Source organism: Roseateles sp. P4_D2 (genome assembly GCF_056401875.1).
The window spans coordinates 48,719-70,772 of the sequence record NZ_JBFUIM010000007.1; the positions used below are offsets into that span (position 1 = coordinate 48,719).

Consider the following 22,054-nt stretch of genomic DNA (forward strand, 5'->3'; position numbering starts at 1 on the left):
TGCAAGGTCGGCACACGCCTGCGGCCTCATTTGCTTGACGGAAATGCAAACGCCGCGTTCTCGCGCACGCCCGACGACGGCCAGCGCTGCGTGATCTGCTTGCGGCGCGTGTAAAAGCGCACCGCGTCCGGGCCGTAGGCGTTCAGGTCACCAAACAGCGACCGCTTCCAGCCGCCAAACGAGTGATAAGCCACGGGCACAGGCAGCGGCACGTTGACGCCCACCATGCCGACGAGGATGTGGTCGGTGAAGTGCCGCGCCGTCTCGCCGTCGCGCGTGAAGATGCAGGTGCCGTTACCGTATTCATGCGCGTCGATCATCGCCATCGCCGCCAGCAGGCTGTCTACGCGGACGATGCCAAGCACGGGGCCGAAGATCTCTTCCTCGTAGATGCGCATGCCGGGCGTCACGCGGTCGAACAGGCAGGGGCCGAGGAAATAGCCGGCTTCATGCCCGGCCACCGTCAGGCCGCGGCCGTCGACGACGAGTTCAGCGCCCTCTTCCACGCCCTGGTCGACATAGCCGCGCACCTTCTCCAGGTGCGCCTTCGTGACCAGCGGCCCCATGTCGCAGCCCGCCTCGCGGCCGGAGCCGATCTTCATGCGGGCCATCTCGGCAATGAGCTTCTCGCGCACGGCATCGGCCGTCGCATCGCCCACCGCGACGACCAGCGGGATGGCCATGCAGCGCTCGCCGCAGGAGCCGAAAGCCGCGCCCATCAGCGCCGTGACGGCGTTGTCGATGTCGGCGTCGGGCATGACGACGGCGTGGTTCTTCGCGCCGCCCAGCGCCTGCACGCGCTTGCCGTGCCTGGTGCCGGTGGCGTAGATGTATTCGGCAATCGGCGTCGAGCCGACAAAGCTGATGGCCTGCACGCGCGGGTCGGTCAGCAGCGTGTCCACGGCCTCCTTGTCGCCGTTGACGACGTTGAGCACGCCCGGCGGCAGGCCGGCGTCCTGGGCCAGCTGGGCGATGAACAGCGTGCTGCTCGGGTCGCGCTCCGACGGCTTCAGGATGGAGGTGTTGCCGCAGGCCACGGCCATGGGCCACATCCACAGCGGCACCATGGCCGGGAAATTGAACGGCGTGATGCCGGCGCACACACCCAGCGACTGGAACTCCGACCAGGCGTCGATGCCCGGGCCGACGTTGCGACTGTGCTCGCCCTTCAGCAGCTCGGGCGCATAGGTCGCGTACTCGACGTTCTCGATGCCGCGCTGCAGCTCGCCCAGGCTGTCGGCCAGTACCTTGCCGTGCTCGTCGGTGATGAGGCGGCAGATGGTGTCGGCATGCGCTTCGAGCAGTTCCTTGAAGCGGGTCAGCACGCGGGCGCGCTTGAGCGGCGGCGTGTTGCGCCAGGCAGGGAATGCGGCTTGCGCGGCGGCTATTGCCGACTCGACGGTGGCACGGTCCGCCAGGCGAACCTGCCCGCCGACCTTGCCGGTGGCGGGGTTGAAGATGTCGGCCGAGCGGCTGCCGCCGTCGACCTGCTGGCCGTTGATGAGATGGGTGATCACGGGATGCTTGGAAGTGAAAGTTCAGGGAGTCGCGTCGAAGCAGTCGCCTAAAGCGGAGACCAGCGAGTCGATCTCGGCGGGCGTGCTGATGAAGGGCGGCGCCATCTGGATGGTGTCGCCGCCGTAGCGCACGTAGAAGCCCTTGGCGTACATGGCCATCGCGATGTCGAAGGGGCGCTTGGCGGGCTCGCCGGGCAGCGGCATGACGGTGATGCCGGCGGCCAGGCCGTAGTTGCGGATGTCGGCCACGTGTTTGGTGCCCTTCAGGCCGTGCACGGCAGTCTCGAACATCGGCGCCAGTTCCTTCACGCGCTGCAGCGCATGCTCGCGCTCCAGCAGGTCCAGCGAGGCGATGCCGGCCGCGCAGGCGACGGGGTGGGCCGAGTAGGTGTAGCCGTGCGGGAACTCCAGCATGTAGTCGGGCCCGCCCTGGGCCATGAAGGTGTCGTGGATCTCCTGCTTGGCGACGACCACGCCCAGCGGCTGCACGCCGTTGGTGATCTGCTTGGCGGCGGTCAGGATGTCGGGCGTCACGCCAAAGGCCTCCGCACCCGTCCATGCACCGGCGCGGCCGAAGCCGGTGATGACCTCGTCGAAGATGAGCAGGATGTTGTGGGCCGTGCAGATCTCGCGCAGCCGCTGCAGATAGCCCACGGGCGGGATGACGACGCCGGCCGAGCCCGAGAACGGCTCGACGATGACGGCGGCGATGTTGCTCGCGTCATGCAGCGCGATCAGTTGCAGCAGGTCGTCGGCCAGCGCGGCGCCCATCGGCCCCTCCTGCGGCGGCATGCCCTTGAAGAAGCTGCCGTTGGCCGGCTGGGTGTGCGGCAGGTGGTCGGCCTCGATGCCCTGGCCGAAGGTCTTGCGGTTGCCCACCATGCCGCCGACCGAGATGCCGCCGAAGTTGACGCCGTGGTAGCCCTTGGCGCGGCCGATCAGCCGCGTCTTGCCGGCCTGGCCCTTGGCGCGCCAGTAGGCCCGCGCCATCTTCAGCGCCGTGTCGGCCGACTCCGAACCCGAGCCGGTGAAGAACACGCGGTTCAGCCCCGCAGGCATCTTCTCGACGATCTTGTTGGCCAGCTCGAAGGACAGCGGGTGGCCGAACTGGAAGGCGGGCGAATAGTCCAGCTCGCGCGCTTGGCGGCTGACGGCGTCGACGATCTCCGTTCGCCCGTGGCCCAGGCCTGTGCACCACAGGCCCGACAGGCCGTCGAAGATCTGCCGCCCGTCGTCGGTGCGGTAGTAAGCGCCGGCGGCGCCGGTCAGCAGGCGGGGGTTGGCCTTGAACTGCCGGTTGCCGGTGAAGGGCATCCAGTGGGCGTCCATCCATCCTGCGGGTCGGTCGGCGGTCTGAGTCATGGCTGCTCGTGCGAGTGGTTTGCGCCGCATCGTGCCCGGGCCAATGCTTGTAGACAATGACAACGTCGCCATGTCTACTTGCCGCTAGATGAAACCAAACGACGCACGTCTTCCGGGCCAGATTGCCGATGTGGACCTGCGCCTGCTCAGGGTCTTCAAAGCCGTCGTCGAATGCGGCGGCATGGCGGCGGCGGAGCTGGAGCTCAACGTCGGCATGCCGACCATCAGCCGGCAGATCAAGGACCTGGAGGAGCGCCTCGGCCTCGTGCTGTGCCGCCGCGGCCGCGCCGGATTTGCGCTGACGGCCGAGGGCGCCGAGCTCTACGCGGCGGCGCTGCAACTGCTGTCCGCCACCACCGACTTCCGCGCCCGACTGGAAGAGATCCACCACCAGATCGGCGGCGAGCTGCACCTGGCGCTGTTCGAGAAGACCGTCAGCAACCCCGCCTGCCACATCGACCGCGCGCTGGCGCAGTTCAACGAGACGGCACCGGGCGTGAAGCTGCACATCCATGTCGGCACCATCACCGACATCGAGCAGGGTGTGCTGTCGGGTCAGTTCCAGGTCGGCGTCATCCCGGAGCATCGAAGGTCGGAGAGCCTGGCCTACCGGCCGCTGTTCGGCGAGCAGATGCACCTCTACGCCGGCAGCAGCCACCCCTGGTTCAAGGCCGACCACCGCTGGAGCTGGGCGGACCTGAGAGGCCAGCAACTGGCGGGCCTGGGCTACCACTCGCCCAACCTGGTGCTGACGCACCGACAAAAGCTGGAGCGTGCGGCCACGGCGTCCGACCAGGAAGGCGTCGCCACGTTGATCCTGACCGGCTGCTTCGTTGGCTTCCTGCCCGACCACTACGCCCAGCCCTTTGTCGACGCCGGCCGCCTGCGCGCCGTGTCCGTCGATGAGCTGAGTTATGACTGCAGCTTCGCCTGCATCTACCGCCACGACCCCGCACCCACCCGGGCTGCGGCAACCCTCGTGCAGGCGCTCGAAGCGGCTCACGCCTGAGGAAGCGGCGACTACCATCCCGCTCCTGCCTTCACCGCCATCTTCAGCGGCCTCGCGCCCTCCATCTCGCATGAGCCACACGCCCGATTCCTCGCGATACGACCGCCAACCCTATCGCCGCAGCGGGCGCAGCGGCTTGCTGCTGCCAACCTTGTCGCTTGGCCTGTGGCACAACTTCGGCGACGTCGACCGTTACGACAACGCCCGCACGATGCTGCTGGGCGCCTTCGACCGCGGCATCACCCACTTCGACCTTGCCAACAACTACGGCCCACCCCCAGGCTCGGCCGAGCTGACCATGGGCCGCGTGCTGCGCGAGGACCTGCAGGCCCACCGGGACGAGCTGATCATCTCGACCAAGGCCGGCTACCGCATGAACCCGGGCCCCTACGGTGAATGGGGCTCGCGCAAGTACATGCTCGCCAGCCTGGATGCGAGCCTGAAGCGGCTCGGCCTGCCCTATGTCGACATCTTCTATTCGCACCGCCCCGATCCCGACACCCCGCTGGAGGAAACGATGGGCGCGCTGGACCAGGCCGTGCGCAGCGGGCGGGCGCTGTACGTTGGCCTGTCCAACTACTCGGCCGCGCAGACCCGCGAAGCCAGCGCCATCCTGCGGCGGCTGGGCACGCCCTGCGTCATCCACCAGCCGCGCTACAGCATGCTGGACCGTCATGTCGAGGGTGGCCTGCTGGAGGTGCTGGCCGAAGAAGGCATCGGCTGCATCGCCTTCTCGCCACTGGCCCAGGGCCTGCTGACGGAGAAATACCTCTCGTCCATCCCTGCCGACTCACGCGCCGCGCTGGGCGGTTTCCTGAAGCCCACCGACATCACGCCGGGACGGCTGGCGGCGTTGTGCGCGCTCAAGGCACTGGCGGATGCGCGTGGGCAGACGCTGGCGCAGCTGGCCCTGACCTGGGTGCTGAGGCAGCCTGGCATGACGTCCATCCTGGTCGGCGCCAGCCGGCTGGGCCAGATCGACGACGCTCTCGGCATCGTCGCGGCAGCGCCACTGACCGATGCGGAGCTGGCGGCGGTCGACTCCGCGCTGGCGCTCGAGAAGGCCGCCGGCTGAGGCCGCTCAGCCGCCGGGGGCCGCCAGGTTCTCGCGCAGCTTGGCCAGCAGCGCCAGCAATTGCCGGCACTCCGCCTCGTCCAGCCCGCTGACGGCCTGCGCTGACACGCGCTGAGCCTGCTTGCGCACCTGCTGCTGCAATGCCTTGCCCGCCGCACTGACCTGCAGGTGCACGCTGCGCCTGTCGGTGGCATCCGCAGTGGCCTCCAGCAGGCCACGCTCGCGCAAGCCCGCGATCAACCGCGCTACCTGGCCCTTGTCGCGCCCAGAGTGCTGCACCAGCTCGCTCTGCGTCGCGCCCGGGCGAGAGGCAAAGAAACCCAGTGTCTTGGCCTCCATGTGGCTCAGGTCATGCGCGGCGTCCTTCAGCGCCTGGAACTGCAGCGAGCGGAACCGGTGCATGACCGAGTGAACGCTCTCCACGACCTCTTCGGCGAGGCTGCCCTTATTGTTGACAATATCAACTTGTTTGCGCATGATGGATGACATTATCAACCAATGTTCCAGCCCATCATGTCCGACCCCACCACGGCGCCCGTGCGCCGCATCCAACGCGTCCGCCATGAGCTGCTGATGCGCGACCTCGAAGTCAGCCGCGTCGAGCAGCTCAGCCCACACTTCGTCTCGGTGACCCTGCACGGCGAGTCCCTGGCGAGCTTCCGGTCCGACTCCTTTGACGACCACGTGAAGCTCTTTTTCGGTGAAACGGATCGCCGCGACTACACGCCGCGATCGTTCGACCGCGAGCGCCGCGAGCTGACGATCGAGTTCGCGCTGCACGGCGCCGGCGCCGCCTCCGACTGGGCCGGCCAGGCCGCGGTTGGCCAACACCTCAGGGTCGGCGGCCCCCGAGGCTCGATGGTCATCCCGACCGACTACGACTGGCACCTGCTGATCGGTGACGACTCCGCCCTGCCAGCGGTGCATCGCCGCCTGGAAGAACTGCCGCCCGAGGCGCGCGTCATCGCCGTGTTGCGGGTCGGCGACGCCGCGGACCGCCGGCTGTTTACCGGCCGTGCGCAGACGGAAGTGAACTGGGTCGAAACCCCCGAAGCGCTGCAATCCGCCGTCGCCGCACTGAAGCTTCCCGATGGCGAAGGCTTCGCCTGGGCCGCGGGTGAAGCGTCCGCGATGGCCTCGGTGCGGGCCCTGCTCGTGGCCAAGGGCTTGCCCAAGGAAGCGCTGAAGGTGGCGGCCTACTGGAAGGCCGGCGCCGCAGCCTTTCACGAGACGCTGGAGGCCTGAGCCGAGTTCAGGCCTTGTGGCCGCGCGGCGAATCAGCCAGCGGTAGCCGCACACGGGCGTCCAGGCCCGACACGCGCGCGCCTTCGATCCGATTGACCAGTTCGATCTGGCCGCCCAGGGAATGAACCAGGGCCAGGCAGATCGCCAGCCCCAGGCCTGATCCCTTGCCGGCATCGCCGACGGCAAAGGGCAGGAAGAGCCGCTCCTGCTGCTGCGGCGTCAGCCCCGGCCCGCCATCGGCAATCAACAGCTGCGCCATGCCCATGTCGAGCGACAGCGCGATGGCCAGCCGCCCGCCCACCGGCGTGTGCTGGATGGCGTTGTACAGCAGGTTGCGCGTCAGCTCGCGCAGCGCCCACTCGTGGCTCTCGACGGCCGCGGGCTCGGTGTGGATGTCGAAGTCCAGGCCCTGCTTGGCGATCAGCGGCGCCAGGTCCAGGGCCACGGCGCGCGTGATCTCGGCCCAGTCCTGCGTCGGCATGGCCTCGCCCGGCTGGCGCATCTGTTCGGCGCGCGCCAGGGCCAGCATCTGGTTGGCAAGCTGGGTGGCGCGGTTCACCGTGGTGTCGATTTCGGCGAGGGCCTGCAACGGCTCCACATCACCCTGGCGGGCGGACTGCACCTGCACCTTCAGCACGGCCAGCGGCGTGCGCAACTGGTGCGAGGCGTCGCGCACAAAGCGCTTCTGGTGCTCCAGCAGCCGCGCCTGTCGGGCCAGCGCCTCGTTGGTGGCGACGATCAGCGGGGCCAGCTCAACGGGCAGGCCAGGCGCCTGCAGCGGGCTGAGGTCGTCGGCGTCACGCGTACGCAGCGCGGCGCTGAGCTCGCGCACCGGCCGGGTGGCGCGCTGCACCACGGTCCAGACGACGATGGCGATGACGGCCAGCAGCGCCGCCTGGCGCCACAGCGTGTGCAGCAAGACCTGGCGCGCGAGGCCCCGGCGCAGGTGCAGCGTCTCGGCAACCTGGATGGTCGCCAGGCCCATGCCGGTCTGGCCAGACACCGGCTGCAGTAGCACGGCCATGCGTACCGGCTCGCCACGGAAGCGCGCGCCGTAGAAGTCCACCAGCGCCTGGTAGGCGCCCTGGTCGGGCAGCTTGCCCGTCCAGTCGGGCAGGTCCTCGTCGCCCGAGACCAGCTCGCCTTTGAAGCCTCGCACCTTGAAGTAGAGCCGGCTGCGGCCATCGGTCTCGAAGGCTTCCAGTGCCGAATACGGCACGGGCGCCAGCAGCCGCGCCTGCTCGCCGCTGCCCGCCACGCCGAGCAGTTCGCCGATGGCCTTGGCCGACGCCAGCAGCGTGCGGTCGTAGGCGGTGTCGACGGCGCGCAGCGTTTCGCGGTAAAGACTGAACGTGTTGATGGCCACCAGCAGGCCGACGGGCAGCAGGATGCCCCACAGCAGGCGGGCGCGCATGGACAGGGCGGCGAGGCGCTTCATCGGACGCGGCTCAGTCGTCCGACTGCAGCAGGTAGCCCAGGCCGCGCAACGTCACGAGCCTGGCGCTTCCTGGTGGCAGTCGCTTGCGCAGCCGGTAGGCCACGACTTCGATCGCATCGGGCAGCGCATCCGCCGCGTCCGCAAACACCAGTTCGAAGAGCTTGTCCTTGGCCACCGCCTGGCCCGGTCCCACGAGCAGCGCGCGCAGCAGCGCGGCCTCGCGCGGCGCCAGGTCCAGCGGCTGGCCCTGGTGATAGACGGCGCCACTCTGGGCATCGGCGCGCAGGCCGCAGAAGCTCGGTGCGTCGGCGGGCCGGGCCTCGCTGGCCTGGCCCTGGCGGCGCACCAGCGCGCGGATGCGGGCCTCCAGCTCGTCGAGGTCGAAGGGCTTGGGCAGGTAGTCGTCGGCGCCAGTGTTGAGGCCGAGGATCTTGTCGCCCAGCGTGCCGCGGGCCGTGATGATGATGACCGGCGTCGTCAGCCCCTCGGCGCGCGCCTGGGACAGCACGTCCAGCCCGTCCTGGCCCGGCAGGGACAGGTCGAGCAGCACGACGTCCGGCACGCTGGCGCGCCAGCGGCTCAACGCCCGCGCGCCGTCGTCGCAGATGACGACCTTGAAGCCGCGCCGCTCGAAAGAGCGCTGCAGCGTCGTCTGCATCGCGGCGTTGTCCTCGATCACCAGCAGCTTCATGGGCCGGCAGGCTAGCACCGCGGCGCTGTGAAACAGGGGCTGAGGTTTACCCCGAGGCCATGGACAGCGGATTGACAGCCTCGTCGTCAACCATGCGGGCTGTAAAAGAAAACCGGCCGCTTCCTCATCCGCAGGGGCTCGGCCATCATGCCGGGGCGGGATACGCCCCGAGACGACAAGGAGACAAGCAATGCGTCGCGATACCTTCCTGAAGTCCCTGGCGGCCCTGGCCGCAGCCGGCGCCTGGCCATTGCAGGCCAACGCCGCCGGCGTGCCCATGAAGCTCATGATCCCCGCCAACCCCGGCGGCGGCTGGGACACCACCGGCCGGGCACTGGGCAAGGCACTGCAGGACGCGGGCCTCGCGTCCTCCGTGCAGTTCGAGAACAAGGGCGGCGCTGCCGGCGCCCTGGGTCTGGCGCAGTTCGTCAACGCCAGCAAGGGCGACCCGCATGCCCTCATCGTCATGGGCGCCGTCATGCTGGGCGGCATCATCACCGGCAAGCCGCCGGTGACGCTGGCCCAGGCCACGCCGATTGCGCGGCTGCTCAGCGAATACAACGTCTACGTCGTCCATGCCGCATCGCCGCTGAAGACGATGAAGGATGTCGTCGAGCAGCTCAAGAAGGACGCCGGCAGCGTCAAGTGGGGCGGCGGCTCGCGCGGCTCGACCGAGCATGTCGCCGCGGCCATGATCGCGCGCGACGTCGGCGTGGACGCGGCCAAGATCAACTACGTGCCCTTCCGCGGCGGCGGCGAGGCGGTGGCGGCCATCCTGGGCGGCAACGTCACGGTGGGCGGCAGCGGCTTCAGCGAGTTCCAGCCCTATCTCGATAGCGGCAAGATGCGCGCGCTGGCCGTCACGGCGCCGACCCGCATCAAGGGCCTGAATGCGCCGACGCTCAAGGAGCTGGGCATCGACGTCGAGATCGGCAACTGGCGCGGCGTCTACGCGCCGCCCGGCATCACGCCCGAGCAGCGCAAGGCGCTGACGGACATGGTCGTCGCGGCCACCAAGAGCAAGAGCTGGGCGGAGTCCATCGACAAGAACGGCTGGACGCCGGCACTGCTGTCCGGCCCCGAGTTTGAGGCCTTCGTCGACCGCGAGTTCGCGACGTTGCGGGCGATCATGGTCAAGTCGGGGATGATCTGACGCCCCTCGCCTGGTCTCGCGCCGCTGAACGCGGGCGAGCCCAGTCGGTCTTGCAGACCGCGCTGCGGCAATGCCGCAGCTCTTCGGCAGGCACGACAAGCCCACAGGGCTTATCGTGTCCGGCCTCAGCCCCCGAGGGGACGGCGATGCTTGCGGCATCGAGCCGCAAGCACATCGCCATCGCGGGCCGGCTTGGGAGCGGCCCGGCGCTCGGCCCGAAATTCACGCGGCGCTGCCGCGAATTCACAAGGATCGCTGATGAGCAGCAATTCCTCTTCCAACGGCCAGACATTCGTCGGCGTCGGCACCCTGCTGATCGGTGCGGTGATGGCCTACGGCGCGACCTTCATCTCGTCGGAGGCCGGCTATGCCGGTGTCGGGCCGAACGCCCTGCCCTGGCTGGTGTCGGTGGTGCTGATGATCTGCGGCGCCTGGCTTGTCTGGGAGGCGCGCACAGGGGGCTACCGCGAGATGGAGGCGCCGTCGGGTGCCGAGCGTGGCGATTGGAAGGCCGTCGCCTGGGTCATCGCTGGCGTCATCCTGAACGCGAGCCTCATCACGACGCTGGGCTTCATCCTGTCCTGCGCGCTGTGCTTTGCATTCGCCGTGCGCGGCCTGCGAATTTCGGAGGGCAAGACGGGCGGCGCAATCAAGCGTGGCCTGCTGGACCTTGCGACCGGCATCTGCATCGCGGCGCCGGTGTTCTGGCTCTTCACCAAGCTGCTGGCGATCAACCTGCCCGGCCTGACGGCCAGCGGCTGGCTGTGAGGAAAACACCATGATGGATCTCTGGAACCAACTGCTCGGCGGCTTCGCCACCGCCGGCACGCCCATCAACCTGATGTGGGCCTTCCTCGGCTGCGTCATCGGCACGGCCATCGGCGTGCTGCCGGGCCTGGGCCCCGCGGTGACGGTGGCCATGCTGCTGCCCATCACCACCCAGGTGGAACCGACGGCGTCGCTGATCTTCTTCGCCGGCATCTACTACGGCGCGATGTACGGCGGCTCGACGACCTCCATCCTGCTCAACACCCCCGGCGAGACCGGCACCATGGTGACGGCGCTGGAAGGCTTCAAGATGGCCAAGAGCGGCCGCGCCGGCGCTGCCCTGGCCACCGCGGCCATCGGTTCCTTCGTGGCCGGCACCATCGCCACCGTGCTCGTCACGCTGTTCGCACCCCTCGTCGCAGACTTCGCCGTCACCCTCGGCCCGCCGGAGTATTTCCTGTTGATGCTGCTGGCCTTCACGACGGTCAGCGCGGTGCTGGGCAAGAGCACGCTGCGCGGCATGACATCGCTCTTCATCGGTCTTGCCCTGGGCCTGATCGGCCTGGACCAGATCACTGGCCAGGTGCGCTACACCGGCGGCGTGCCGGAGTTCATGGACGGTATCGAAACCGTGCTCGTCGCGGTTGGCCTGTTTGCGGTGGGCGAGACGCTGTACCTGGCCCTCTACGAAGGCCGCAGCACCACCGATCTCAACAAGATGGGCAGCGTGCACATGACGCGCCAGGAATGGCGGCGCTCCTGGCCGGCCTGGCTGCGCGGCACCCTCATCGGCTTCCCGTTTGGCACCATCCCCGCAGGCGGCTCAGAGATCCCGACCTTCCTGAGCTATGCCACCGAGCGCAAGCTCAGCAAGCACAAGGAAGAGTTCGGCACCACCGGCGCCATCGAGGGCGTGGCGGGCCCCGAGGCCGCCAACAACGCCGCCGTCACCGCGACCCTGGTGCCGCTGCTCACACTGGGCATCCCGACCTCGGTCACCGCGGCCATCCTGCTCAGCGCCTTGCAGAACTACGGCATCCAGGCCGGCCCGCAACTGTTCACCACATCATCGGCCCTGGTGTGGGCGCTGATCGCGTCGCTCTACATCGGCAACGTGATGCTGCTGGTGCTGAACCTGCCGCTCGTGGGCCTGTGGGTGAAGCTGCTGAAGATCCCGCGGCCGCAGCTGTATGCGGGCATCCTGATCTTTGCCACCGTCGGCGTCTACGGCATGCGCCAGAGCGCCTTCGATCTCTTCCTGATGCTGGGCCTGGGGCTGATGGGCGTCGTCATGCGGCGCTTCGACTTCCCGACCGCACCAATCGTCGTCGGCATGATCCTCGGCCCCCTGGCCGAGGCCCAGGGGCGCAATGCGCTGTCCATCGGCAGCGGGAACTGGAGCGTCTTCATCGAGCGGCCGCTGTCCGTGGGCCTGCTGGTGGTGCTGGCCGCCGTGCTGGTGCTGCCACGTGCATGGCGCTGGGTGGCCGCGCGGCGCTGACGCCGGCGCCCGTCCCGTACTGCGACGACCCGGATCAGAACGGGTCCTTGAACTGCATCGTCACGAAGAACGAACCCCGCGCCTCGCCGGCCTGGCGGCGCAGGTTGGCCATATAGCCCAGGCTGAAATCCACGCTGTCCACCAGCGTCACGCGCAGGCCCGTGCCCACGGCCAGGCGGGTGCGCGGGCCGCTCAGGCGCGGGCCGAGATTCACCGCGTCGAGCATCAGCAGCGGGCTGATGGCGATGGCATTGATCTCGTCCATCAGCGTGTCGACGATATGGCGCACCGGTTCGATCTCGCGGCGCGCGTCCTGCTCGGCCAGCTTGGGGTCGGCCGCCGCGAACCACCGCGCCAGCTGCTCGATGTCGGCGCGCAGCGCGGCGCCTTGTTGCGTGATTCGCGGGTTGCGTGGGCCGGCGTTGAAGCCCTCCACGCAAAGCGCCACCACCTGCCCCAGGGTGTTGGCGGTGTCTTCACCGGGCAGCAGTTCGGTGAACAGGCCAAGCTGCGTCAGGCTGGACTCCCGCAACACCTGGGTGATCTCGTCCTGGGCTTGAGCGAGCTGCCCCTTGCAGGCGGCGAACGCATCCCTGTCGGCGCTGCCCGCAGGGGGCTGCACGGCGGCCACGGCACCATCCAGCGCGCCCAGGGTCTGCTGCACCTTGGGCAGTTGCGCAATGGCCTGCAGATAGGTCGGCAGGGTGGTGCGGTTGTCTGCCGCGAGGCCGCCGACGGCGGAGTCGAGCTGGCCGTTCAGTGCAGCGCGGACCTGGGCGTCGCGGTAGGCCTCGGCCGGTACCAGGGGCTGGTTGAACACCGGCAGCGCCGCCGTCAGGCTCAGGGCCGAGAAGCGCCGATAGCCCGGGCTGGCGGCGCTGCCGGCCAGTGCATTGGTGCCCAGGCTGCGCAGCAGCGGCGCCGCGCGGATCTGCCATTCCTCGCCGCCGATGAAGGGCTGCTCGCGCCCGCCGGCGAAGAAGCGCGCGCCGTGGGGCACCAGGCCTGCCTCGCGCAGATGGCCCAGCGTCAGACGCGTCTCCAGCGACAGGCTGCGATGGTCGGCCACCAGCCAGCGGCCCTCATGGGCGATGTCGACGATCTGCTTGACCCAGTCCAGGCCCGCGCCGCCGCTGCCGGCGCCGAACTCGACCGCATAGCTCGCGGCCAGGCTCTGTCGCGCCAGCCGTGCCGTGGTGCCGGCCATCAACTTGAGCGACTGGTAGCGCTGGTCCGCGACCAGGCCTGCGGCGGGGTCGTCCTGGCCGCGGCTGCGATGCTGGCCGGCGTCCAGCGCCGCTCCCAGGCGCAGCGCCAGCGCCCAGCTGCCCAGCGGACGCGTCTGAGCGAAGGCCTGGGCCTCGAGGTTGTTCTGCCCCAGCCGCGACACGGACTTGGCGGGCACCGACTGGTCGGCATAGCCCAGCCGCCAGGCCGTGTGGGCCCAGATGCCGTCGCTGTGCTCCCGGCCTCCCTCCAGCGCGAGCGCCACGTCGCGCAGCCGATCGCTGGCGTAGGCATCGACGGCGAGGGAGCGCCAATTGAGGGTGTCGGCGTCGGCACCGGCACCGCTGCGGTTGTAGAGGGCCGCCAGCCCGGCGCCTGCGCCCTCGCCGGCCCGGTACCCCAGGCGCGGTTGCAGGCGCATGCCCGGGCGCAAGGCCTCCTGCCCGGACTGGCGCTCCGGGGCTGCCGTCTCGCGCTGGCGCGACTCCCAGGTGAGCCCCACCGACAGTGAGGCCTTGATGGCGTAGACGAAGAACACCAGGTCCAGGCCCTGCGGCGTGCAGCTGACCATCACCGGCAGCACGCGGCCGCCGACACGGGCCTCGACATCCAGGTTGGCGAAGGGCAGCGCCGCGATCTGGTTCCACACGGTCGTGACCTGGCTGGCGCTGTAGGGCGTGCCGCGCAGCGGCTCGGCCAGGGCCTTCGCCTGGTTCAGGTCCGCGCGGATCCAGGGCAGGAAGGCCAGCGGCGTCTGCACGTCCACGGCATGGATGGGCATGCCGCCAAAGGCGCCGTTGGCCGGACAGGCATTGCCGACGACCACCGCAGCCTGCCCGGCTTGCGGGCCGGCGCTGGCGACGGCGGGCGCCAGCAGGGCGGGCAGGGACAGCGCCCAGCACGCGCCCAGTGGCGGGCGCCTCACCGCTTGATCAGCGTGCGCTGGATGGTGGCATCGGCCGCTGGGCCGCCGGGCTGCTGGCTCGCGAGCGCCGCGTTGGACGCCGGGCCGGCCAGGAAGGCGGCCTGCGTGGCGGTCAGGCCGTTGGTGGCTGTGGCGGCGGCCTTGCTGTGCAATTCCTTGTCGACGACCACGTCCAGGCTCACGCGCGCTTCGCCGTAGGCCACGGCCTTGTCATCGCGGCGGAACAGCTTGAAGTGGATGGTCCAGGTCGGCAGGCCGTTGTCGTCGCTGACCTTCTCCAGCCCGAACACGATGCGGCGCAGATCGTCCTTGGTATTCACGACGAGGTCGACCTTGATGTTGGTGATGATGTGTTCTCGGGTGGTCATGGCTGGCTCCTGATCTTGATTGACCGGCATGAGTAGGCCGCCGGCCCGCGCCGGGGTCATCCGTAGAAGTGGGGAAGGTCGGCGGCTGGCGGCTGCCGCAGGCCAGATTCGGCCTCCTCCAGCGGCGCCAGCAGCAGCTTCAGTTCCATCTCGCCGAACTTGCTCAGGCTGCTGCCGTCGTCGCTGCCGAGCAGGCCGTCGGCCAAGGCCTTCTTGCGCGCCTGCAACTCCAGCATGCGCTCCTCGATGCTGCCCTGGGCCACCAGTTGGTAGACGAACACCGGCTGGTCCTGGCCGATGCGGTGGGCGCGCGCGCTGGCCTGGGCCTGCACGGCTGGGTTCCACCAGGGGTCGACGTGGATGACGGTGTCCGCGGCCGTGAGGTTCAGGCCCACGCCGCCGGCCTTGAGACTGGCCAGCAGGATGGGCTCCTCGCGCGCCTGGAAGCGGCGCACGACCTCGCCACGCGCGGATGCGGCGGTCTGGCCGGTCAGGCGCAGATGGGGCAGGCCCAGACGGTCCAGCTCAGCGGCTATCAGGTCCAGCATCTCGGTGAACTGCGAGAACACCAGCAGGCGCCGGCCCTGGGCAACGAAATCGGGCAGATGCTCGCGCAGCCATTCGAGCTTGGCGCGCTCCACAAAGGGCGGCATCTCCACGCCCTTGAGCAGCAGCGGGTCGCAGCAGACCTGCCGCAGCTTCAGCATCGCGTCCAGCACGCTGATGAGGCTGGTAGCGTTGAAGCCGTCGCGCGCCAGGATGCGCCGCACCATGTGGTCGGCCGCGACGCGCACGCTCTCGTACAGCTGCTTCTGCTGGCCCACCAGCGTGACGCGCTTGACCAGCTCGGTCAGCGGCGGCAGCTCGGTGGCGACCTCCGTCTTCATGCGTCGCAGGATGAAGGGCCGCACACGCGCCGCGAGAAGGCGGGCGCGCGGGCCGTCGCGGTTGACCTCGATGGGCTTGCGCCAATGGCGCGCGAAGCTGCGCGAGTCGCCGAGGAAGCCGGGCATCAGCAGGTCGAACAGCGACCACAGCTCGCCGAGGTGGTTCTCCAGTGGCGTGCCGGTGAGGGCCAGGCGGTGGCGGGTGTCAAGCCGGCGCAGCGCGCGGGCGGCACGGGCCTGGGCGTTCTTGACCGACTGAGCCTCATCGAGGATCAGCAGATGCCAGGGCTGGGCGGACAGCTTGCGCAGGTCGCGCCAGACGAGGTTGTAGGTGCTGAGCACGACGTCGGTATCGGCGAGTTGCGCCGCCTCGCGGTCGGCGCCATGCCAGGTCATCAGCCTGAGCCCCGGCGCGATGCGCGCCGCCTCCTGCTGCCAATTGAAGAGCAGCGAGGTCGGCACGATGACGAGGGCCGGGCGGTCCAGCCGACCAGCCTGCTTCTCGGTCCAGATGTGGGCCAGGGCCTGCGCCGTCTTGCCCAGGCCCATGTCGTCGGCCAGGATGCCGGCGAGGCCCTGCTCGCGAAGGTATTGCAGCCAGGCCAGGCCATGCAATTGATAGGGCCGCAGCTGCAGGCCGAGACCTTCGGGCTGCGCCATCGAAGTCGGCGCGCCGGCCGCCAGCAGGCGCTGGCCCAGCGCCTTCAGGCCCGCGTCGCCATGGATCTGCCAGCGGCCGCGCGATTCCTCCTCGATGCAGCGGATGCGGTCGGCGTCCCAGGCATTGAGCTTGAGCGGCTTACCCTTCTCCAGCTCCACCGGCTTGAGCAGGTCCAGCAGCGCCAACATGATGGCCTTGAGCGGCGCGGCAACGGCGTGATAGCGGCGGCCACCAGGTGCGCGCAGCGCCACGACGGCGTCGTCCTCGATGGCGGCGATGGCGATCGCGTCCAGCCAGCGCTTGTCCTTGCGCAGCAGGTTGGCGATCAGCGGGGCCAGGTCGATGCGCTGGCCATCCACCTCCATGCCGAGGCTGACCAGCCATGCGCCGGTGCGGCGCTCCAGACCCAGGCCTTCGACGCGGCGGCTGGGCGGTGGCGCTTCGGTGTCTTCAGCCAGCCCGAGCTGCCAGCCACTGACGGCTTGGCTATGGTGGGCAAAGCCCGGCTCGGTCGTGACCTGCCAGCCCAGGGCCTGCAACTCGGGCACTTTCTCGGCGTGGAAGTCGCCGAAGAACTCTTCCTGGACCAGGGTCCAGAGCGAAGCGCCCAAAGGCAGCGGCGCGCCGCGCCATTGCAGCAGGGCCGGGTCCAGCGCAATCAGGCCACGCGTCAGCAGCGCCAGCTCGGCTTGCACGTCGGCCGCAGCCAGCATCGCCACCGTCACTTGCTCGCCCCGCGGGCCGAGGGCGCCGCGCGGGCGCAGGCCGAGCAAGCCGTCGCCGCGCGTCAGTGTGCGCAGCGTGAGGTGAGGAGGCGGAACAGACATCGCGACAGTCTCGCAGCCCGCGAGACTGTCGCCCCGTACAACGGCGTGGTGAATTGTGCGGGCCGAGCGCCGGGCCGCTCCCAAGCCGGCCCGTCAGGCGATGTGCTTGCGGCTCGACGCCGCGAGCATCGCCGTCCCCTCGGGGGACCGACCAGGCTCGCACGCGTTCAGCGGCGAGACTGGGCGAGGGGCTTAAAGGATCGACTTGATGTGGGCGGCGATGGCGTCGTCCTGGCAGTTTGTGAAGAACAGTTCCTGGAACTTCTCGCCCGACACGGCGGCCTTCAGCAGGTCCTGGTCGACGGCCTTCAGCGTGGTCAGCATGTCCTTGCAGGATGCGGCCTTCAGGTCCTTCAGGATGCCGCGGTTCTTGGCCATGATGGCGGCGCGCTCCTTGGGGTAGCCGGCGCCGCGCTCGTTCTCGAGCAGCTTGCGGTAGCAGTCCTGCAGGTTCAGCTCGGCGGCCCAGCCGAAGCCCTTGGCGTAGGGCATGGACATGCAGTTGCCGTCATTGATCTGGCCGAACAGGAAGGCGTCGGTCGGGTCGATGACCAGGCCGCAGAACACGCCCGGCATGCTGTTGCAGGCCAGCATGGAGCCCATGCCGGTGCCGCAGCCCGTGACGACGAAGTCGGCGGCCTTGGAGTTCAGCAGGATGCCGGCCAGCAGGCCGTTCATCACATAGGTCAGCGAGGCCTTGTCCTCCGGCGTGTACATGCCGTAGTGGTGGACGCTGTGGCCCAGCGGCTCGGCGACGGTCTTGAGGGCGCTGTGGACGATCTCGGACTTGGCGGCCTGGCTGTTCTCGATGATGAGGGCGATCTTCATGGCGGGTGGCTTTCGGTAGCGGAATGGGGGCTGGGGCGGCACAAGCCACCCCGGTTGCATGGGCCGCGGCTGCTCGAACCAGAGGGGCTCGAGCGCGGGCCGTCATGCCAGGCGTCCGCCTCGAAAGGCCGGGACTGCATGGTCCCGATGGAGCAACCTGGCCAACCGCGCACCTCGAAGCGAGGTGCTGACGCTGGCGCCATTGTGCCACTTGCGCCAAATATTGGAACGCCGTTTCAGAAAAGCACTCAAGCCCGCGATCGATGCGATGCGAGCCTCGCAGCATCAGCGGCGGTGGGGATCGTTGGGCCGGCGGTCGGCACCGTTGGGCACGCCATCACGGTCCGCGTCGCCGCGGGCCCAGCCACCGCGCCGCAGCTCCCAGTGGCCGTTGCGCTCCTCCCAGGCGGGCTGGTTGTACATGTAGCCGCGGCGCTCCTTCACCCAGACGCCCTGCTGCCAGACGTGGCGGCGGCCGTTCCAGTTCCAATAGCCGGGCACCCAGACATAGCCGCGGCGCGCGCCCGGCATCACTTCATGACGTGGAGGCGGCGGTGCGGTCCGGATGGACACGCTGACCTGTGCTGCGGCTGCGGTCGGGAGTGCTGCTGCACCAAAGGCACAGCTGGCGACCAGACACGAAGCGAGGAGGGTTCTGTTGAGCATGACGATCTCCAAGTGACAGGAGGTCATTCAACGACTGGCCCCGACGCGCGGTGGTCGGACAAGCGCCCGTCGCGCCGCAAAGTTGTGCAAAGCGTCCAACTGATCGAAGGCGGGTGAGGCCTGCCGCAGCGCCTCAGTCGCCTTCACCACCCAGCGGCTTCAACTGCCGGCCCGCCGGCAGAGCGCGCAGGTATTTGAAGGTGCCCGTCGCATGGGCGCAGAGCTTGTCACCCGCACCGAATACCGAGCCCTCGCAGAAAGCCATGGTCGTCGAGCGATGCAGCAGCTTGCCCACCGCGCGCAGTTCGCCCTCGCCGGGGCGCATGAAGCTGGTCTTCATCTCCACCGTGACGACGCCCGGACCGAGGTCCGGCAGATGCCGGTTCACGCTGCGGGCGGCATGCGCCATCGCCACGTCCAGCAGCGTCATCACCACGCCGCCGTGGGCGACGCGCCAGGAGTTCAAGTGCTGCTCGCTGATCGTCAGCCGCAGCTCGGCCTCGCCGTCGCCGACCGAGTGCAGCGTGAAGCCGAGTTGCTGGACGAAGGGGATGTGGACCGGGAATTCCATGGCAGCCTAGAAACGGTAGTTGGGCGCGGCCGAAGGGGCTGCGCTGGGGTGCGCTGGCAAGGCGCGACGACGCTGCGGGCTCGCGCCCGCGAGGAGAAGCAACGCGGCCAGCGTGCGCCAGCGCAGGCCAGGCGGGCGTGCAGCGTTGCCACCCACATGGTGAACGTGGCCGTGGGTCCAATCTTGTGATGAAGCAAGAACTTGCATGCGCTGGGTAGCGGTCGACTGCCGTTTCTAGGCTTATCCCCCGTGGATGGCCGACACGCCGCCGTCGACCGCCAGGATCTGGCCGGTGATGTGCTTGCCGGCCCTGGACGCAAACAGCAGGGCCGCGCCCTTCAAATCGTCGTCATCGCCGATGCGGTTCAGCGGCGCGTGGGAAGCGAGTTGCTCTTCACCGATGGTCGCCATCAGGCCCTTGGTCATCTTGCTCGGGAAGAAGCCCGGCGCCAGCGCGTTGACGGTGATGCCGTACTGGCCCCACTCGCCGGCCAGCGCGCGCGTGAAGTTCACGGCCGCGCCCTTGCTGGTGTTGTAGGCAATGGTCTTCATGACGGCCGAGTTGCCGCCCAGGCCGGCGATGGAGGCCACGTTGATGATGCGGCCCGACTTGCGCGGGATCATGCTGGCCTTGGCCACCGCTTGCGCAAAGACGAAGAGGCTGCGGATGTTGAGGTCCATGACCTTGTCCCAGGCCTCGATGGGATGCTCCTCGGCGGGCGCGCCCCAGCTGGCACCGGCGTTGTTGACGAGGATGTCGATCTGGCCCAGGCGCTCCATGGTCTCCATGACGACGCGCTGCGCGTCTTCCTCCTTGGACGCATCGGCCGCCACCCAGCGCGTGTCGATGCCGCGCGCCTGCAGGTGGGCCGCGGCCTCCTCCAGGTCGGCCGCCTTGCGCGAGGTCAGCATGATCTTGGCGCCTGCTTCACCGAGGGCTTCGGCGATCTGCAGGCCCAGGCCACGCGAGCCGCCGGTGACGAGGGCCACCTGGCCGCTCAGGTCGAAGAGGTCTTGGACTTTGGTGCTCATGGTGTCTCCTTAGAAGTATTCAGCTTTCATTTCGCGGCACAGCGGCTCGCGGCGCGCAACCACGTCCAGCCAGGCGCCGATCTTGGGCAGCTCGTAGGCGAAGAAGTAGCGGGCCGCGGCGCGCTTGCCGTGGGCGAAGTCGCTGTCCCCGTGCACGCTCAGCACGACGTCCAGCCACAGCCAGGCCAGCACCGTGTGGCCGAAGGCCTGCATATAGGGCGTCGCATTGGCCAGCGCTTCTTCGGGCTCGCCCGTGCTCCAGGCCTTCTTCGTCGCGCCGCCTACTTGCGCCAACGCGGCGGCCAGCTGGTTGGCCTGCGGCGCCCAGTCGGTCTGCATCGCGCGCTCGATGGTCTGCTGCACTCGCGCGGCCAAAGCAGCGAGAGACGCCCCGCCCTGCTGCACCACCTTGCGACCCAGCAGGTCCAGCGCCTGGATGCCATGCGTCCCCTCGTGAATCATGTTCAGGCGCTGATCGCGCCAGTACTGCTCGACGGGGAAATCACGCGTGTAGCCATAGCCGCCCAGCACCTGGATGGCCAGGGAGTTGGACTCCAGGCACCACTCGCTCGGCCAGCTCTTGGCGATGGGGATGAGCACGTCCAGCAGCGCCTGCGCCTCGGCCTTCGCGTCACCGGTGTTCAGCTCGTCGACGAGGCGGGCGCAGTACAGCTCCAGCGCCAGGCCGCCCTCGACATAGCTCTTCTGCGCCAGCAGCATGCGGCGCACATCGGCGTGTTCGATGATGGGCCGCTGCGGGCTGGCCGCGTCCTTGCCCGTCGCGGTCATCGGCCTGCCCTGGGGACGCTGCTTGGCGTATTCCAGGCTGGCCTCGTAGCCGGCATAGCCCAGCATGACGGCACCGAGACCCACGCCAATGCGCATCTCGTTCATCATGAAGAACATGCAGCGCAGGCCTTCGCCGGGCTTGCCGACGAGATAGCCCACGGCACCCGCTTTGCCTTCCGGCTGGAAGCGGCCTTCGCCGAAGTTCAGCAGGCAGTTGGTCGTGCCGCGGTGGCCGAGCTTGTGGTTCAACCCGGCCAGCGCGATGTCATTGCGCTCGCCGGTCAGCTGGCCGTTCTCGCCGACCATTTGCTTGGGCACGATGAAGAGCGAGATGCCCTTGGTGCCCGGAATGAGCTTGCCGTCCGGCCCCGGGATCTTGGCCAGCACCAGGTGGACGATGTTCTCGCGCAGCTCATGCTCGCCGCCCGAGATCCACATCTTGTTGCCGCGCAGGCGGTAGCGCGGGCCGAGGGCGTCGTTCTCGTCCTCCAGCTCGGCGCGCGTGACCACATCGGACAGCGACGAGCCCGCCTGCGGCTCCGACAGGCACATGGTGCCGAACCACTGGCCAGCCAGCAGCGTCTTGGCGAACACCTCGCGCTGGCGCTCGCTGCCGTGTTCCATCAGCAGGTTGGCATTGCAGGTCGTCAACACGCCGTAGGAGCCAGCGTGGACGTTGGCCATGCTGACGAAGGCATTGGCGGCCGTCTCGACGAGGCAGGGCAGCTGCATGCCGCCCAGCTCGTAGTCATGCGCCGCAGCCATCATGCCGGAGTCGACCAGGGCATTGACCGCCTCCAATGTCGCCGCGGGCAGGTGCACGCGCTCGCCACCTTCATCCACAACCACGCGCGGCTCCTCCGTGTCCATCAGCCTGTAGCTCGGCGCGAACTTCTCGCGGGCGATGCGCTCGCAGGTGTCGAGCACGGCGCTGAAGGTCTCGCGCGAATGGTCGGCAAAGCGCTCGCGCGCGGTGAGGTCACCAGCACGCAGCCAGTCGAACAGAAGGAACTCCAGGGTGTCGCGCATGGCTGCTATCCCGTTGTGGTGACGGCCGTGGGCTCAATGCCCAGGTCGGCCATGATCAGTCGCCCGCAACGCGGACGATGGTGCCCTGCGCCAGCGCACAGAGCTTCTCGGCGCCGCCCTTGACGGCAAAGATCTCGCAGCGGCAGACCGCCTGGTTCTTGCTGACCGCGTCGGCGCTGGCGCGGGCGATCAGGCGTTCGCCAACGGCCGGACGCACATAGTTCACCTTGAACTCGCTCGTCACGACCTCGACCTGCATGGCCGTGCCGCCGGCATAGGTCAGCGCGTTGTCGGCCAGATAGCTGACGACGCCACCGTGCGCAAAACCATGCTGCTGCAGATGCTCGGGCTTGAGCACCAACTGCAGCTCGACCTTGCCCGGGGACAGCGCCGCCAGTTCCGTGCCGAGCAGGCGGCTGAAAGCCTGCTTGGCCAGGATCTCGCGGCCCATCTGCAGGAAGACCTCCGGCGAGACGGCCATGGTC

General features: G+C 68.9%; 20 protein-coding genes. 6 read left to right on the forward strand and 14 right to left on the reverse strand.

Going from position 1 to position 22,054, the window contains the following annotated elements; translation table 11 throughout:
• Positions 1-26: 26 nt before the first annotated feature.
• Together AC1DW0_RS13995 and aptA are read right to left on the reverse strand one after the other, a co-directional pair.
• A complete protein-coding gene (locus AC1DW0_RS13995) occupies positions 27-1,517 on the reverse strand; it encodes a CoA-acylating methylmalonate-semialdehyde dehydrogenase (RefSeq protein WP_477946462.1) in 1,491 nt (496 codons plus the stop codon).
• A gap of 21 nt (positions 1,518-1,538) precedes the next feature.
• Positions 1,539-2,879 carry an omega-aminotransferase AptA gene (gene aptA, locus AC1DW0_RS14000; protein ID WP_457353603.1) on the reverse strand — a complete coding sequence of 447 codons (1,341 nt, stop codon included), beginning with the start codon at positions 2,877-2,879 and terminating at the stop codon, positions 1,539-1,541.
• Between the two features lie 88 nt (positions 2,880-2,967).
• Here aptA and AC1DW0_RS14005 point away from each other — a divergent pair, with 88 nt between their 5' ends.
• Together AC1DW0_RS14005 and AC1DW0_RS14010 are read left to right on the forward strand one after the other, a co-directional pair.
• Positions 2,968-3,888 carry a LysR family transcriptional regulator gene (locus AC1DW0_RS14005; RefSeq protein WP_157282080.1) on the forward strand — a complete coding sequence of 307 codons (921 nt, stop codon included), beginning with the start codon at positions 2,968-2,970 and terminating at the stop codon, positions 3,886-3,888.
• A 70-nt stretch (positions 3,889-3,958) separates the two neighbouring features.
• Positions 3,959-4,963 (forward strand): aldo/keto reductase, encoded by a 1,005-nt coding sequence (locus AC1DW0_RS14010; RefSeq protein ID WP_477946464.1) that lies wholly within the window; start codon positions 3,959-3,961, stop codon positions 4,961-4,963.
• Between the two features lie 6 nt (positions 4,964-4,969).
• On the opposite strand, the gene AC1DW0_RS14015 is transcribed toward AC1DW0_RS14010, so the two are convergent.
• On the reverse strand, positions 4,970-5,365 hold the full coding sequence (locus AC1DW0_RS14015; RefSeq protein ID WP_457445270.1) for a MarR family winged helix-turn-helix transcriptional regulator: 396 nt from the start codon (positions 5,363-5,365) through the stop codon (positions 4,970-4,972).
• A 111-nt stretch (positions 5,366-5,476) separates the two neighbouring features.
• Between AC1DW0_RS14015 and AC1DW0_RS14020 the strand changes: the two genes are divergently transcribed.
• Positions 5,477-6,208: a siderophore-interacting protein gene (locus tag AC1DW0_RS14020; protein WP_477946467.1), complete on the forward strand. Its 732-nt coding sequence runs from the start codon at positions 5,477-5,479 to the stop codon at positions 6,206-6,208.
• A gap of 7 nt (positions 6,209-6,215) precedes the next feature.
• Here the strand turns inward: AC1DW0_RS14020 and AC1DW0_RS14025 are convergent, their stop codons facing one another.
• Positions 6,216-7,646 carry a sensor histidine kinase gene (locus AC1DW0_RS14025; RefSeq protein WP_477946469.1) on the reverse strand — a complete coding sequence of 477 codons (1,431 nt, stop codon included), beginning with the start codon at positions 7,644-7,646 and terminating at the stop codon, positions 6,216-6,218.
• 10 nt (positions 7,647-7,656) lie between these two features.
• Positions 7,657-8,337 carry a response regulator transcription factor gene (locus AC1DW0_RS14030; protein ID WP_457391917.1) on the reverse strand — a complete coding sequence of 227 codons (681 nt, stop codon included), beginning with the start codon at positions 8,335-8,337 and terminating at the stop codon, positions 7,657-7,659.
• A gap of 190 nt (positions 8,338-8,527) precedes the next feature.
• Here AC1DW0_RS14030 and AC1DW0_RS14035 point away from each other — a divergent pair, with 190 nt between their 5' ends.
• From AC1DW0_RS14035 to AC1DW0_RS14045, 3 genes are all read left to right on the forward strand, one after another.
• On the forward strand, positions 8,528-9,490 hold the full coding sequence (locus AC1DW0_RS14035) for a Bug family tripartite tricarboxylate transporter substrate binding protein (RefSeq protein WP_477946471.1): 963 nt from the start codon (positions 8,528-8,530) through the stop codon (positions 9,488-9,490).
• A gap of 258 nt (positions 9,491-9,748) precedes the next feature.
• On the forward strand, positions 9,749-10,258 hold the full coding sequence (locus AC1DW0_RS14040; RefSeq protein WP_457320321.1) for a tripartite tricarboxylate transporter TctB family protein: 510 nt from the start codon (positions 9,749-9,751) through the stop codon (positions 10,256-10,258).
• Positions 10,259-10,268: 10 nt separating this feature from the next.
• Positions 10,269-11,759, forward strand: coding sequence for a tripartite tricarboxylate transporter permease (locus AC1DW0_RS14045; protein ID WP_477946473.1), 1,491 nt, complete (start codon positions 10,269-10,271; stop codon positions 11,757-11,759).
• Between the two features lie 34 nt (positions 11,760-11,793).
• On the opposite strand, the gene AC1DW0_RS14050 is transcribed toward AC1DW0_RS14045, so the two are convergent.
• The 9 genes from AC1DW0_RS14050 to AC1DW0_RS14090 all read right to left on the reverse strand — a co-directional run bounded on the left by AC1DW0_RS14050 (position 11,794) and on the right by AC1DW0_RS14090 (position 22,050).
• Complete coding sequence (locus tag AC1DW0_RS14050; protein WP_477946475.1) at positions 11,794-13,911, reverse strand: hypothetical protein; 2,118 nt, start codon at positions 13,909-13,911, stop codon at positions 11,794-11,796.
• Positions 13,908-14,279 (reverse strand): hypothetical protein, encoded by a 372-nt coding sequence (locus tag AC1DW0_RS14055; protein ID WP_457320325.1) that lies wholly within the window; start codon positions 14,277-14,279, stop codon positions 13,908-13,910. The genes AC1DW0_RS14050 and AC1DW0_RS14055 overlap by 4 nt, the downstream gene beginning before the upstream one ends.
• 56 nt (positions 14,280-14,335) lie before the next feature.
• Complete coding sequence (locus AC1DW0_RS14060) at positions 14,336-16,654, reverse strand: DEAD/DEAH box helicase (RefSeq protein WP_477946477.1); 2,319 nt, start codon at positions 16,652-16,654, stop codon at positions 14,336-14,338.
• 192 nt (positions 16,655-16,846) lie between these two features.
• A complete protein-coding gene (locus tag AC1DW0_RS14065; protein ID WP_477946479.1) occupies positions 16,847-17,482 on the reverse strand; it encodes an RpiB/LacA/LacB family sugar-phosphate isomerase in 636 nt (211 codons plus the stop codon).
• A 285-nt stretch (positions 17,483-17,767) separates the two neighbouring features.
• Positions 17,768-18,148, reverse strand: a complete 381-nt coding sequence (locus tag AC1DW0_RS14070) for a YXWGXW repeat-containing protein (RefSeq protein ID WP_056204470.1) — start codon at positions 18,146-18,148, stop codon at positions 17,768-17,770.
• Positions 18,149-18,281: 133 nt separating this feature from the next.
• A complete protein-coding gene (locus AC1DW0_RS14075; protein WP_056203730.1) occupies positions 18,282-18,719 on the reverse strand; it encodes a PaaI family thioesterase in 438 nt (145 codons plus the stop codon).
• Positions 18,720-18,959: 240 nt separating this feature from the next.
• Positions 18,960-19,751 (reverse strand): SDR family oxidoreductase, encoded by a 792-nt coding sequence (locus AC1DW0_RS14080; RefSeq protein WP_457445284.1) that lies wholly within the window; start codon positions 19,749-19,751, stop codon positions 18,960-18,962.
• A 9-nt stretch (positions 19,752-19,760) separates the two neighbouring features.
• Positions 19,761-21,569 carry an acyl-CoA dehydrogenase gene (locus AC1DW0_RS14085; protein ID WP_457445286.1) on the reverse strand — a complete coding sequence of 603 codons (1,809 nt, stop codon included), beginning with the start codon at positions 21,567-21,569 and terminating at the stop codon, positions 19,761-19,763.
• 55 nt (positions 21,570-21,624) lie between these two features.
• Entirely contained in the window at positions 21,625-22,050 is a 426-nt protein-coding gene (locus AC1DW0_RS14090) for a PaaI family thioesterase (RefSeq protein WP_056203739.1), read from the reverse strand.
• Between the last annotated feature and the right edge of the window lie 4 nt (positions 22,051-22,054).